Source organism: Kamptonema formosum PCC 10802, from assembly GCF_000332335.1.
In the GTDB taxonomy this organism is placed as follows: Bacteria; Cyanobacteriota; Cyanobacteriia; order Cyanobacteriales; family Oscillatoriaceae; genus Oscillatoria.
In genome coordinates, this window is sequence record NZ_KB235948.1 from 4,884,281 (window position 1) to 4,897,584 (window position 13,304).

Below are 13,304 nucleotides of genomic sequence, written 5' to 3' on the forward strand. Positions count from 1 at the left end.
AGAAGATCCGGAGTTTGAAACGTTCTACACTAAGAACATCCTGCTCAACGAGGGCATCCGCGCTTGGATGGCTCCCGCTGACCAGCCGCACGAGAGCTTCATCTTCCCTGAAGAAGTCCTGCCTCGCGGTAACGCTCTGTAATATTTAATCCGCTTCCCAGGGTGCCCACAAGGGGCACCCTCACACCCTCACCCCGCGTGGGGGTTATTTTTTGGAATAGTGATTATATCACAAGTGCGCCGGAATGGCAAGGGGTGATTGATAAGAATAGCTTATATAAGGTTTTAGATTTTAAATCTAAAATCGGTTGCATAGCGGTTGCATTTTTGTTAGAGTGTGTTCTGTGAACGCAAGCCATTCAAAAAACCGCTTAGGGAGTAAGGAGGTGATGCTTATGCAAGATAGCAGTAAACGCATGGGTCATCAGATTGAAGTCAACCGGCTGTGCGCCGGGGCTGTTCTCTAACAGCCAGCTTGATTCCCTTCGGGGAAGTCGAAAGGCTTCAAAAGTCGGGCTGGCAGGGAGTTCCTCCCGGCAGTCTGGTTTCAATTCTGAAGACCCGCTAGACCGCTCTCACCTATAGTGTGAAGGTGTATACTTTCTCACTACCCGTGAGAGCGGATAGTTTTTTTCGGGGGTGGCAAAGGCGTCGCTCGCCAGAAAACAGGGTAGAATGGGAAGAGTTTGCCCCAGGCGAGGGCAGCTTTCCTGGGCAAATGCGCCGGTGGTGCTGCCCGGAGGGGTATGCTAGTCCCAGCAGTGGGGGCGGCGCTGTGGGGGATCGGGCTTGAGCGCCTGAGTTCTGGCGCAGCCATCGGAAAAAAATTTATAGGGTATTGTTAGAACAGCAGGGGTGGCGGTCGTGGTAGAGTTACTCAGTGAGAGCGCGATTCGAGAGCGTGCCGGTACGCTGTCAGAGTGGACAGTTGAGGGAAAGGAACTGCAGCGCACTTGGAAATTTAAGGATTTTGTCGAAGCTATCGCCTTTGTGAACAAACTGGTTGAGCCGGCAGAAGCCGCTGGACACCATCCAGATATCGCGATTTCCTACAATAAGGTCAGCGTAAGCTTGACCACCCACGACGCCGGCGGTTTAACTGAGAAAGACTTTGAGCTAGCCAAGGTGATTTCACAGTTGAGATAAAATTGCCGCTGGAGAGAGAAAATTTAATCACGGATTTTCTAGGCAAAGCCGGATAGCGTGATAGAATACACACAGAGATTTGAGGACAGCCCTATTGACCAGATAGTGGCTCTTTGAATTTTCAACTGTTCCAATTGCGGGTTTATGCTATCGCGGGACTGGAACGGCGCTTTTGGGATTTTCCTGAAAGCTTTGCGGGATACCGCCTCTATCGCCTTTGCCGGGGATAGTGCTATCGTTGCATTGTCCGGGAATGCCCGAACAAATGTCGCGTAAATGTGTCAGCATGGTCTTAGACAACCAAGCACTCCAGCAGGAGGCTGCCGGTAGAACTGAATTAATTGAGCAGCTGCTGGACATCGGTGCGGCGCTCTCCAGCAGTTCCGATCTGGGTGAATTGCTGAACCTGATTTTATCCAAGAGCCGGGAGATCACCTGCAGCGATGCCGGCAGCGTTTACTTGGTGGACTCCAGCGACGGCTATCCCAAGTTGCTGTTTAAGGTGGCGCAGAACGCTTCTCGCCCCAATGTTTCCTTCCGGGAGTTTGCCATTCCCCTGACGCGCCAGAGCTTGGCGGGGTATGTGGCGCTCACAGGGGAAAGCTTAAACCTTTCAGACGCCTACGCTTTGCCCTCTGGAGTGCCTTACCAGCTGGACCGGAGTTTTGACCGAGACATAGATTACCACACCCGCTCGGTTCTGGTTTTGCCCATGCAAAACCGGCAGGGGGAAATCGTGGGCGTGGTGCAGCTGATCAACCGCAAGGTGGCGGCGGACGCCATTGTGACAGCTGAGAGCGTGCGGGATCTGACCCAGCCTTACTCGGAGTGGGAGGAGCGGATCGTGCGCTCCCTCGCTTCGCAGGCGGCGATCTCCATAGAGCGCAACCAGCTGCAGGAGAATATCAAGCAGCTGTTCGAGGGCTTTGTGAAAGCTTCCGTGCAGGTGATTGAAGCGCGAGACCCCTGCACGTCTGGCCATTCCGAACGGGTGGCGGCGCTGACGGTGCGCCTGTGCGAAGAAATTAACGCGGCAACCGCTGGGCCACTTGCCCAGGTACACTTCAGCGAGCGCCAAATTCAAGAAATTCGCTACGCGGCTATGCTGCACGATTTTGGCAAAGTTGGGGTGCCGGAAGCGATTTTGGTGAAAGAGAAAAAACTTTACCCCTCACAGCTGGAAGTTATCCGTCACCGCTTTGCTCTGGTGCGCCGGACTGTGGAACTGGAGTGCGCCCAAACGAAGTTGAGATATTGGTTGGAGCATCCGGCCCACCGGCTAGATTCCTCGGACTCGGGCTGTCCCTGTCAAGCGCAGATGGAACAGCTCGATGCCGGCCTGCAAAAAACAGTTGAGGAACTTGACCGCTACTGGAATCTGCTGGTAGAGGCGAACGAGCCGAGGATTTTGGCTGAGGAGCCCTTGGCCAAGATAAAAGAGCTGTGCCGCTACACCTATCGAGATGTGGATGGGCAAATCAAGCCACTGATTTCTCCAAGCGAGATGGCGCAGCTGATGGTGCTCAAGGGAAACCTGACGGATGAAGAGCGCTCTGAAATTGAGTCTCACGTCACCCACACCTACGAATTTCTCAAGCGCATTCCCTGGACGAAGGACTTGCAAGACATCCCTGAGATTGCTTACGGCCATCATGAAAAGCTCGATGGCACCGGCTACCCCCGCCAGTTGCACCAGTCCGAAATTCCCCTGCAAACTCAGGTGATTACCATTGCCGACATTTATGACGCCCTGACGGCGGGCGACCGGCCCTACAAGCGCGGCCTGCCGGTGAGCGCCGCTCTCAATATTTTGCGACAGGAAGCGACCAGCCACAAAATTAACGCTGACTTTCTCGATCTGTTTGAGCGCCGCCAAGTCTTTTCTGTGCTGGGACACACTTTGGAAGTTGAGCTGTCCGGTGGGGTGGGCTGACCGAAAGCCCACAGGAGGCGCAAGCGCTGCCAGAACTGACTCCGCGCCGCCGGTGGACGCCCTGGGCGATAGCGACCCAGCGGTTTCTGGCATTGGAGGGGCCAAAACGCCAGGGCAGAGCAAGAGCGAGTCGGTTGAGTGGGGGCCGGCTCGCCCACAAGACAGGCCACACCTCCAAAAAGTTTACCCCCATATTTTGCATTTAATATTCAGTGCTTCTGAAGATTTCCGCTAACAGAAGCTTCGTTTGGAATGCTTTTGGAGACTGCACACCTTCTGTTAGTAAGCAAATTAAAAGCTTAAATGCTCCCGCTAGCAGGGAATTGCAACATAGCAAAGTCTGTGCTAAAATAGGGAATTTAGCAGGGGAGGTGCCGGCAAAAAGGCAGGCCAGACAGCAAAAAAGGCCAAGAAACCCGCAACCAGCTTAATTAATGGTCAGGGCAAAGGCAAATGGGACCCTCCGCTTTTGGGAAACCCTCCGGGAGGAGGATTGAAGAAAAGCAGAGGATAGGGTAAGATTAACGGGATAAAGCCATTCGATATCAAGAGAAAAGGGGAAATTTCGCACAATCGAGCGATGCTCCCCTTGTGCCAAGTGTGGGGCTAAAACCTGGCAGTCCAGCAATTTGCAGCGGTGCGTGGGGGAACAAGACTGGTGCGAGCATGCCGGGACAATAGAGACTAACATCTGCTTTTCGCAGGCTAGAAATGGCTTGCTTTTGCAAGGCGCAAAGATTTCTAGAGAGCGTAGCTTGGAAAAATCGCAGGCTATGTGTTAAACATAGAGAGATGGCCCGTTAGTCTCTCAAAAATAGGTGTGAGGACAAGAGGGAAAATGTCTAAGATACTTTGGAATTCATTACTGGTGAGCCCAGCAGTGCTGGGGGCAGCCTTAGTGGTTTCAGCATCGGCAATGGCTGCCGAATCAGGAGCGACGCCGGACGTGGCCAAACCGGAAACGGCAGCGGAAACCAAGCTTTCAGCACCGGCTGCAAGCGCTGTGGGAGATGTGGCAGTCGCGCCGGTGGCTGTGGCTGAAATCGCTGGAACAGGCAGTCAGGAACAGTCAGCGCTCTCGACAGAAGGGCTTGGCGCAGCGGCAGAAGTGCCGGTGCTGACGGCATCCGGGGCTCTGGAAAAGCCAGAAGCGGCCTCGGGAACGCCGGCAGCGGCAGAAGTGCCAGTGCTGGCGGCGGCAAGGGCTCTGGAAAACCCCCAAGCGGCGGCGGCTGAAACCCCCGCAGTGGCAGCAGAAATGCCGGCGGCGGTGACGGAAGTGCCGGTGCTGGCGGCGGCTAAGGCTCTGGAAAACTCGCAAGTCGCTCCAGTAAAGGCTGAGGAGCAAATCAATTTAACGCCGGGCGACGCGCCGGTGGCAGAAAAGGCGCAAGTGCCGCAGCAGGTAGCGCAAATGCAGCCGGCGCAAGCGAATCCGTCAGCGGCTGAGGTTTTGCAGCAACTGAACCGGTACACGAACGAAGGCGTAGCCAGCCGCAACCGAGCAGGTCAGGGGATGTCGGTGGCTCAGACTCCGGTGACCTCGGTGTCTCAGCTGTCAGACGTGCAGCCCACGGACTGGGCGTTCCAAGCGCTGCAGAACCTGGTGGAGCGCTACGGCTGTATTGCGGGCTATCCGGATGGCACGTACCGGGGCAACCGGGCGCTGACCCGATATGAGTTTGCTGCCGGTTTGAACGCCTGTTTGGAAAGAATCGTTCAGCTGATCCAGCAACCCATTGACACGTCGAACTTTGTCACCAAAGCGGATTTAGCCACTCTCAACCGGCTGCTGGAAGAGTTCCAGGCGGAACTGGCCACCCTGCGCGGTCGTGTGGACGCCCTGGAAGCCCGCACCGCCGAACTGGAAGCCAATCAGTTCTCCACTACAACCAAACTGGTGGGTGAGGCGATTTTTGCCGGCACCGACTCGATTGGGGAGACAGCTGACGTACCGGCGTTCCAACAGCGGGTGCGTCTCAACCTGAACACCAGCTTCACCGGTCGGGACTTGCTGATCACCCGCCTGCAAGTGGGCAACGCCATCCCTCTGAGCGTGATCAGCGAATCTCGCGAGGGCACACAGACGTTTAACGTCAATGGGGACACAAGCAATCAATTTAAGCTAGATACGCTGGAGTATTTCTTCCCGTTTGGCGACCGGCTGGATTTGGTTGTGGCAGCCAATGCGGGGGTTTGGGAGGACTTCACCCCCACCCTGAACCCTTACATGGAAGACTTTGATGGCGGTAATGGGTCAATCTCCGCCTTCGGTCAGCGCAACCCGATTTATCGCCTCGGCGGCGGACAGGGTGTGGGGGCGAACATCCGCTTCGGTGGGACTAACCTGTTCAATGTCCTCAAACCGAGTTCGCTCACCCTGGGCTACCTGGCGTCTCACGGCAACAACCCCAGCGGGGGGAGTGCCTATAACGATGGTGGCTTTTTCCGTGGCGACTATTCCGCCTTGGCGCAGCTGAACTTCACGCTTGGCGGCATATCGATGGCGGCTACCTATGTCCACTCCTATTTCAAAACCGGCAACTTTGGCTTTGATAATGGGCTGGCCAATGGTATTGGTAGCACCAGCGGTTTTGTGGGCACCAATGTGGCCAATTCTCTGGGGGGTGTGGCTGACACCAATCCGATCGTCGCCAACTCCTATGGCTTGCAGGGATCGCTGCAACTGAGCCCGCGATTCGGCATTAGCGGTTGGGCCGGCTTAACGGATTTCCGGCTGATGAGTAATGGCACTGGCCGGCGCGGGGAGGGTGAAATCTGGAACTACGCACTCACCCTCGCCTTCCCAGATCTGCTCAAAGAGGGGAACTTGGGGGGTATCGTTGTGGGTGCCCAACCTTACCTGGGATATCTGGAAACAACTGGCCCTGCCCCCATCAGCTACAACAATGGTCGCGGTAACGGTGCTATTCCCTGGCACATTGAAGGGTTCTACAAGTGGCAGGTGACGGATAATATTTCGCTGACGCCGGGTGTGATCTGGCTTTTGAATCCGAACCAGCAGAACGGGGATGGCGGCGGCACCGATGACACCGTTATCGGTACGCTCCGGGGGACCTTCACCTTCTAGGTGCCCGGAGATACAGGATTGCTTGAGGGGGGCGGGTCTGTCAAACCCCCCCCTGCAAAAAGCTCCGCACTGAGCGGAGCTTTTTTATTTTGGTTTTGATTCAGGAAAAACCCCGGTGGAAAACCGGGGTATAATACCCTTAATGCAGGATTTTTGGCGCTGGGCGCTGTGCGCTGTGCGCTGTGCACTGGGCACTGTGCACTGGGCACTGGGCACTGGGCACTGGGCACTGGGCGCTGGGCGCTGGGCGCTGGGGGGCGGGTCGATCAGTATTGTGGGCTGTGCGGCTTTTCTTTCTGGCCACCTTCCCCTAGAGAGTCCGCCGGCCTTGTCCTGCAACTCGACTCGCAAACGAGTCAAATAAAATTAGCATATAAATGCTATTCTGTCAACCCCTTCTAGAATAAATTTCCTGGCAGCAGGAGCGCGGTGACTGCGCCCTTGGTAAATTTCCAGATGGCGGGGAAAAATCGAGAACCTCTTGAGGTTGAATGTAGGCTGTGCAACTCAGACCCAAAAGCGAATACGCCCTCTTGGCCATGTTAGAGCTCGCCACTCGCTATAAAGATGGCGAGCCGATGCAAATTCGGCAAATTGCGGGGCTGCAAAATATCCCTGACCGCTATCTGGAACAGCTGCTGGCCAGCTTGAGACGCTGCGGGCTGGTTCGCAGCCTGCGGGGGGCCAAGGGCGGTTACGTCCTGGGTCGGGAGCCCTGGAAAATCACACTCCTGGAAGTTGTGGGCTGTTTGGAGGGACTGGACTCGCAGCCGTCTGAGAGCGACTCGGGAGCAAAAACTGTCGAGATTGCCGCAGTTTGGGATATCTGGCAAGAAGCGCACCGGGCGGCTAACGGTGTGTTGCAAAAATATACTTTGCAGGATCTGTGCGACCGGCGAGATGCCAAGCGCCAGCTCGATATTATGTATTACATATAAAGGCGCTATGAGTCACGAGTCACCGGTCATGGGTGACAGCTTACAGCTGACAGGTAATTCCCGATTGCTTGCTGCCTGCGCTCGCCGACCCTAAAGCCCTCACCCATCACCTATGACCAATCACCCATTATCGGTAAATTATGCGAATTGCCCGTGACATCACCGAATTAGTCGGTCGCACCCCCCTGGTGCAGCTGAATCGCATCCCTCAAGCTGAGGGCTGTGTGGCGCGAATTGTGGTGAAATTGGAAGCAATGAACCCAGCCGCTTCCGTCAAAGACCGCATTGGCGTCAGTATGATTGAAGCCGCTGAGAGGGAAGGGCTGATTGCCCCCGGCAAAACTATCCTGGTGGAGCCCACTTCTGGAAACACCGGCATCGCCCTGGCAATGGTGGCGGCGGCCAAAGGCTACAAGTTAATCCTGACGATGCCAGAAACCATGAGCTCAGAGCGGCGGGCCATGCTGCGGGCTTACGGCGCTCTGCTGGAACTGACGCCAGGAATTGAAGGCATGACCGGCGCGATTCAGCGAGCCGGCGAAATTGTCGATAAGACGCCCAACGCCTACATGCTGCAGCAGTTCCGCAACCCCGCCAACCCCGCGATTCACAGGCAAACCACCGCAGAAGAAATCTGGGAGGATACGGAAGGACAGGTGGATGTGCTGGTGGCCGGTGTGGGCACCGGCGGCACTCTCACCGGTGTGGCGGAAGTCCTCAAACAGCGCAAGCCCGAGTTTAAAGCCATCGCAGTCGAACCGGCCAGCAGTCAGGTGCTGGCCGCCGGCCAACCTGGCCCGCACAAAATTCAGGGCATCGGTGCCGGCTTCATTCCCCAAGTTCTTAGGGTTGAGCTCATTGATGAAGTGATTGCCGTCACCGATGAGGAGGCAATCCTTTACGGACGCCGGCTGGCCAGAGAAGAGGGGCTGCTGTCCGGCATTTCCAGCGGTGCCGCCCTGTGCGCCGCCATTCGCGCCGGCCAGCGGCCAGAGAATCAGGGCAAATTGATCGTGATGATTCAGCCCAGCTTCGGCGAGCGCTATTTGAGCACTCCCCTGTTCCAAGATCCGGAACTGGACTTGCCAACTTCCCTGAATTAGGGCCGGTCCGCAGCGGGAGAGCGGGGCGGGGGGAGAGGCGGCAAATCTTGCGATTTTACAGTAGGGTGCGTTAATAGCGCACCCTATTCATTTATAGTTTCAGCGAATTGGTGTTATGGCCAATCCAAATCACTACGAGACGCTGCAAATCAGCCAAACAGCTACACAAGCCGAGATAAAACAAGCCTACCGCCGCTTGGTAAAGCTATTTCATCCGGACAGCAATTCGGATAAAGCCGGTCACGAGCAGATTGTCCGCCTCAATGCCGCCTACGAAATCCTCTCCGATCCCCACCGCCGCCAATCTTACGACAGAGAGCTGCACAAGCGCCTGCAGGTGGCTCCTGCGCACCGGGGGCACGAGCGCACCGCCGCCGCCGCCCAACAGCAGCACCGCGCTGCTTGGCAAGCTGGACACGACGCCGACGAGCACCTGGAGCAGTGGATGCAGCAGGTTTACAGGCCGGTCAATCAAATCCTCTGCCAGATTCTCTCTTCCCTGGAGGAACAGCTCGAAGAACTCTCCGCCGATCCCTTTGATGACGATCTGATCGCCACCTTTCAGGTGTATTTAAAAGAGTGCCGCAACTCCCTGCGGCTGGCTCAAATGCGCTTTCGCTCCATGCCCAATCCCCGCAATGTCGCGGGGTGTGCGGTTCACCTCTACCACTGCATCAATCAAGTGGGGGATGGCCTCGATGAGTTAGAGTTTTTCCCTCTCAACTACGACGATCGCTACCTGCACACCGGCCAAGAACTGTTTAGAATTGCTACAGGATTGCGCTGTGAGGCCCAAGCCGCTATTAAAGATATCAAGGGCAAGCGCTAGGAAAAGGGAAAAGAGCCGGCAGCGGATGGCAGAACAGAAAGGTATATCATTATATCATACAACCTCTATTCTGTCAAGAGTTTGCCGGTTAAAATATTTTTATGGCTGGGGCATAGGGCATGGGGCATGGGGCATGGGGCATGGGGTGGAGTCAGATTTTAGGCTTTTAATCTGCTTGTTATCCCAAGGGGAAGAGCCTCAATAAGTCCTTTTACAGGAAGATACTGGGAACGATAGATAGAGATAAAGAGCGGAAATTAAATGCGCTAAATGTCTTTGGGACAGGCGAGACGCCTGTCCTACGTCCTAACCTAAGCGCGGTACTGAACCGATCTGACGCCAGACACGTCATAAAACAGGAAGTCACCAGCCAGCTAAACTTTTCCTCTTTCAATGATGTGTGGCCCAAATTTCAACCGGCACCGCCCACCATAAAACACCTGGCGCGTGGGATTTAGCACCGGCAGGCCAATCGCCACCCCCTTGTCCGCATTCAGCTGTTTGGGCACCCTAAACTCTGCGCTGGCTATTTAAGAAATCTCTGTTATTGAAGTGCGGCGTTCCGCCGGCCAGACGGCGCTGTGCCGTCAGCCAGACGCAGCCCGAAATGGCGTTGCAGCTATTGGCACTTCATTCAATTCAAAACCGCTGTATTTCCTGCAGGGCACAGGGGGTTCCAAAGCTAGAACTATTGCCGCTCACATCGCCAACCCACTGAAACTGCCAGTCGGCGAGCCGGTGCCCAACCGAACCCAATCAAACTGATTGAAAGTCCGAAAAATTCCTGTGAGAGCTTCGCTGCTGACTCAGAGCATAGGGCTGCTGAATTTCAAGCGATCTGGGAGAGCCGGTGGGGAGAAATTGAAGGTGCGGGTGCGTTCTGTCATTGGGAAACGCACCCCGCTGCCTAAATTTTTGTTTCCCTGCGCGGAACAGATGCCGAGATTTTTCAATCCTGTAAAATAAGCTGTTTAAGCTGCTATAGCAGTATGCACTTAGGTTAAAACATTAAACCTTCAGGGCAGCCAGACGCTGGCCTACGTCTATATCCCAGTAGTAATATGGGTTAGGACAATAGGAGCCGGAGTGCGAGGGTGCAAAAGAGGCCGAAATGTACGAACCTAAGTGGCTACTGCTATATTTTGCGCAGCTTATCGGCTATAATTCCTCTTGGGATTTGTTTAGCGCGATCGCGAGTAAAAGGCCCCAGGGGCATTTACCTCCGCACTAATTTAGCTTGTGGATAAATATAGTTGGTGGGCGAATAACATGTCAGTACCTGACCAGAAAATTTATAGAGGAAGAGGAGCCCCTAAAGGCCATGTGGGGAACCCCACTGGGGCGAATCAGTGGGTGTCTCGCAAGGGGGAGGGAGCTTTTCCCAGGATGTTTGCTGTTCGGATTTCTGAAGAAACTTGGGAGCAATTGCAGCGCCTGCCCGCTCATGTGCGGGCGAGAGCAGTGCGGGAATGGATAGACAGGGGTTTGGCGGAGTTTGATGGTGACTCTGGCTGCACGTGCGAGGTTTCCGCCAGCGAGTGAAAAGCTTCCTGGCTGCCGCAGCCGGTGAGAAGGGCTGCCCAGATGATAGACTCTCGTTGGAGAGGAATCTGTTTTGCAATATTCTGTGCCTCTGGGAAAACTGAGCGGTTGAACCAGAGGCATTCCCATCTCAAGGAATTTCGAGTCAGGACTTAGGCAGCGACACTCAATGTGGTGTGTGGTGCCGTACTCTCGGCTAACGCTACAGATACAGGCTTTATAAACCCGAGATCGTGGCACGGATCTGTATAGCAGTATGCACTTAGGTTAGAACATTAGACCTTCTGGGGGGGCGGGACGCCTGCCCTACGTCTATATAGCAGTAAGCATTTAGGAAACCTACATTCCGGCCTCCCTTGCTTCCCCACTCCCGAAGCGGGAGCATCCCGTTTTTGCAAAGACTGTTACCCTCACCCTCCTAACCCCCCTCTCCCAGGGCGGGAGAGGGGCGAAAGAATCAAAAATTCTCCCCTCTCCCCTTGTGGGAGAGGGGTTGGGGGTGAGGGGGATTACAAAAATGGGATGTTCCCTTCCGAAGCTTCTATTGTTCTAACTAATATGACTGCTGCTATAACAGCCAGCTGGCACTACCAGCTGTTGACCGGCACAGCCGGCATATTGCCACCCCACTCCTTGAAAGCCGGCGTTTTGAGAAAGAGGGCTTGCGGCAAAACCCGCTGTTTGCAGGCGAGGAATTTAAATGCTATAGCAGTAGCCACTTAGATTAGAACATTAGACCTTCAGGGGGGGCGGGACGCCTGCCCTACGTCTATATAGCAGTAAGCATTTAGGAAACCTACATTCCGGCCTCCCTTGCTCCAGAGCTCCCGAAGTTTCTATTGTTCTAACTAATATGACTGCTGCTATAGCCGCCGGTTAGTTACCTCACGGCGTGTGGAGACTGCCCTCGTAGCGTCACAGACGCTGGCACCGCAGATTGTGCCGGTTGCCGGTTTTCCCGACTGGTTCCGCCGGCACTATTTTTGACCCGGATGCCACGTTACCGCCAGCGGTTGCAGTCACCGCCACAATAGCCACCGCGCCTGCGAATAGCTGACAATCTGACTTTAGTGAAAACTTAGTGAAAACTCAGCCACACGCCACCGGCAATTTGAATTTACAAGCAGGAGATCCCGTGCGGGTGCGCGACGGTCCCGCCGCTGCTGGGGCGATTTCGGGTGGCAATCTCACCATTCAAGGAGATCGCAGTACCGGCACTTTAGCCCTCAACCACCCATTCCCCGATCTCACATCAGCCGGCCACATTATTTTGGCGAGTGATGGCAATATTTCTGGCGGCGCTCACCCTCGCGTGCCGGTGGCAAGTTCTCGGCGATCAATTTTGCCGGTTGTGCGGGGAAGTTTGCCAGTTCGCACGCTCCGATTTTACCGCAAATCAGGATAGAATTGATTTCACCGGCGCTCTCCTTTTTAGCAGGATCTCTATCTCTCAAGGCGCGGGCGCTCGCGCCACCGGCACCATCATTCAGGATGCCCTAACAGGCGAGTATCGAGCTGTGTTGCTGGGGGCGCTCGCCGGCAGTTTAAACCAGAGTTCTTTTGTCTAAAGGTTACAAACATTAGCCCGCGCCGGCGGGCTCTGTCTGGATAGCGGCAGAATAAATTTTGCCGCTATACAAACACCAGATATAGCACTATGCACTTAGGTTAGAACATTAGACCTTCAGGGCAGCCAGACGCTGGCCTACGTCTATATCCCAGGAGTAATATGAGTTAGGACAATAGGAGCAGGAGTGGGGGGGTGCAAAAGAAGCCGAAATGTACGAACCTAAGTGCCTACTGCTATATAATAAGCTGTTAGGCTTTTAACCTACTTTTCTGTTGAAAGGAGGCAGAGCCTCCAGATTGCGTTCCCAGCCTGAGGCTGGGAACGAGAGAGCGAGAAGAATTTACTGGAGATGATATGATACAATTAGACCTTACAGATATTGCCTTGGCATTAGGGATGATGGCGCTCGCCACCGGCTTGTCCGCATGGCAGCGGCTGGGATTGGAAGGGCAGCTGATTCTGGCTGCCGGTCGAACTGTGGTGCAGTTGGTTGTGGTGGGGTACTTCTTGGATGCCGTATTCGCTTTGAGGAATCCCTGGGTTGTGCTGGCTGTTTTTGCAGTAATGCTGACGGTTGCTGCTATTGTCGCCCGCAACCGGATTAGCAAGAAGATTCCCCGGGTGCTGCCGGTGGTGTGGGGGTCAATTTTTGCCGGTGCGGCGCTGACTCTACTCTACACCAATCTCCTGATTGTTCAGCCGGCACCTTGGTACGACCCGCAATATCTTATCCCGCTAGCCGGCATTGTCACAGGAAATGCAATGAACGGTGCGGCAATTGCCGGCGAACGTCTCGCCAGCACAATTAATGCTAGCCAGCAGGAAATTGAAACCCACTTGTGTCTGGGTGCCACCCCCGAACAAGCCGTGGCGCAGTACCGAAAAGATGCTATTAAAGCCGGAATGATTCCCACCCTCAACCAAATGATGGTGGTGGGTGTGGTAACGCTTCCCGGGACAATAACGGGTCAGATGTTGAGTGGTGTGAGCCCTATTGACGCTGCCGCCTACCAGATGTTAATTATGTTTATGCTCGCCTTTACCTGCTTGATTGCTACTGCGCTCCTCACTGGCGGACTGTGCCGGCAGTTTTTCAATCAAGCCGCTCAGCTGCAAAGGTTTTGATGTGAGAGGTGAGCCGGTGCATGGATT

12 protein-coding genes and 2 pseudogenes are annotated in these 13,304 nt (G+C 54.9%); 12 read left to right on the forward strand and 2 right to left on the reverse strand.

Features of this window, described 5'->3' with window-relative positions:
- The 8 genes and pseudogenes from OSC10802_RS54705 to OSC10802_RS0121420 all read left to right on the forward strand — a co-directional run.
- Positions 1 to 142, forward strand: a pseudogene (locus tag OSC10802_RS54705) (photosystem II D2 protein (photosystem q(a) protein)); the annotation flags it as partial.
- Between the two features lie 722 nt (positions 143 to 864).
- Positions 865 to 1,146, forward strand: a complete 282-nt coding sequence (locus OSC10802_RS0121375; RefSeq protein ID WP_026098688.1) for a 4a-hydroxytetrahydrobiopterin dehydratase — start codon at positions 865 to 867, stop codon at positions 1,144 to 1,146.
- Between the two features lie 117 nt (positions 1,147 to 1,263).
- A pseudogene (locus tag OSC10802_RS41115) lies at positions 1,264 to 1,422 on the forward strand (RNA-guided endonuclease TnpB family protein); the annotation flags it as partial.
- A gap of 10 nt (positions 1,423 to 1,432) precedes the next feature.
- Positions 1,433 to 3,079 carry an HD-GYP domain-containing protein gene (locus OSC10802_RS0121385; protein WP_017718811.1) on the forward strand — a complete coding sequence of 549 codons (1,647 nt, stop codon included), beginning with the start codon at positions 1,433 to 1,435 and terminating at the stop codon, positions 3,077 to 3,079.
- 838 nt (positions 3,080 to 3,917) lie between these two features.
- Positions 3,918 to 6,170 carry an iron uptake porin gene (locus tag OSC10802_RS0121395; protein WP_026098689.1) on the forward strand — a complete coding sequence of 751 codons (2,253 nt, stop codon included), beginning with the start codon at positions 3,918 to 3,920 and terminating at the stop codon, positions 6,168 to 6,170.
- 500 nt (positions 6,171 to 6,670) lie between these two features.
- Positions 6,671 to 7,108: an RrF2 family transcriptional regulator gene (locus OSC10802_RS0121410; protein WP_017718815.1), complete on the forward strand. Its 438-nt coding sequence runs from the start codon at positions 6,671 to 6,673 to the stop codon at positions 7,106 to 7,108.
- A gap of 140 nt (positions 7,109 to 7,248) precedes the next feature.
- On the forward strand, positions 7,249 to 8,211 hold the full coding sequence (cysK, locus tag OSC10802_RS0121415; RefSeq protein ID WP_017718816.1) for a cysteine synthase A: 963 nt from the start codon (positions 7,249 to 7,251) through the stop codon (positions 8,209 to 8,211).
- A gap of 115 nt (positions 8,212 to 8,326) precedes the next feature.
- Positions 8,327 to 9,040, forward strand: coding sequence for a J domain-containing protein (locus OSC10802_RS0121420; RefSeq protein ID WP_017718817.1), 714 nt, complete (start codon positions 8,327 to 8,329; stop codon positions 9,038 to 9,040).
- 374 nt (positions 9,041 to 9,414) lie between these two features.
- Here OSC10802_RS0121420 and OSC10802_RS55765 read toward each other — a convergent pair whose 3' ends face one another.
- On the reverse strand, positions 9,415 to 9,549 hold the full coding sequence (locus OSC10802_RS55765; protein ID WP_017718818.1) for a hypothetical protein: 135 nt from the start codon (positions 9,547 to 9,549) through the stop codon (positions 9,415 to 9,417).
- 256 nt (positions 9,550 to 9,805) lie between these two features.
- Here OSC10802_RS55765 and OSC10802_RS0121435 point away from each other — a divergent pair, with 256 nt between their 5' ends.
- Both OSC10802_RS0121435 and OSC10802_RS0121440 read left to right on the forward strand, forming a co-directional pair.
- The gene (locus tag OSC10802_RS0121435; protein ID WP_017718820.1) at positions 9,806 to 10,006 is read left to right on the forward strand and encodes a hypothetical protein; all 201 of its coding nucleotides are present in this window, start codon (positions 9,806 to 9,808) and stop codon (positions 10,004 to 10,006) included.
- Between the two features lie 303 nt (positions 10,007 to 10,309).
- Positions 10,310 to 10,582, forward strand: coding sequence for a hypothetical protein (locus OSC10802_RS0121440; protein WP_155968170.1), 273 nt, complete (start codon positions 10,310 to 10,312; stop codon positions 10,580 to 10,582).
- Positions 10,583 to 11,169: 587 nt separating this feature from the next.
- Here OSC10802_RS0121440 and OSC10802_RS55770 read toward each other — a convergent pair.
- The gene (locus OSC10802_RS55770) at positions 11,170 to 11,301 is read right to left on the reverse strand and encodes a hypothetical protein (RefSeq protein WP_255349159.1); all 132 of its coding nucleotides are present in this window, start codon (positions 11,299 to 11,301) and stop codon (positions 11,170 to 11,172) included.
- Positions 11,302 to 11,663: 362 nt separating this feature from the next.
- Between OSC10802_RS55770 and OSC10802_RS0121450 the strand changes: the two genes are divergently transcribed.
- Both OSC10802_RS0121450 and OSC10802_RS0121455 read left to right on the forward strand, forming a co-directional pair.
- Positions 11,664 to 11,987 (forward strand): hypothetical protein, encoded by a 324-nt coding sequence (locus OSC10802_RS0121450; RefSeq protein ID WP_017718823.1) that lies wholly within the window; start codon positions 11,664 to 11,666, stop codon positions 11,985 to 11,987.
- Between the two features lie 519 nt (positions 11,988 to 12,506).
- Complete coding sequence (locus OSC10802_RS0121455; protein WP_017718824.1) at positions 12,507 to 13,277, forward strand: ABC transporter permease; 771 nt, start codon at positions 12,507 to 12,509, stop codon at positions 13,275 to 13,277.
- Positions 13,278 to 13,304 lie beyond the last annotated feature (27 nt).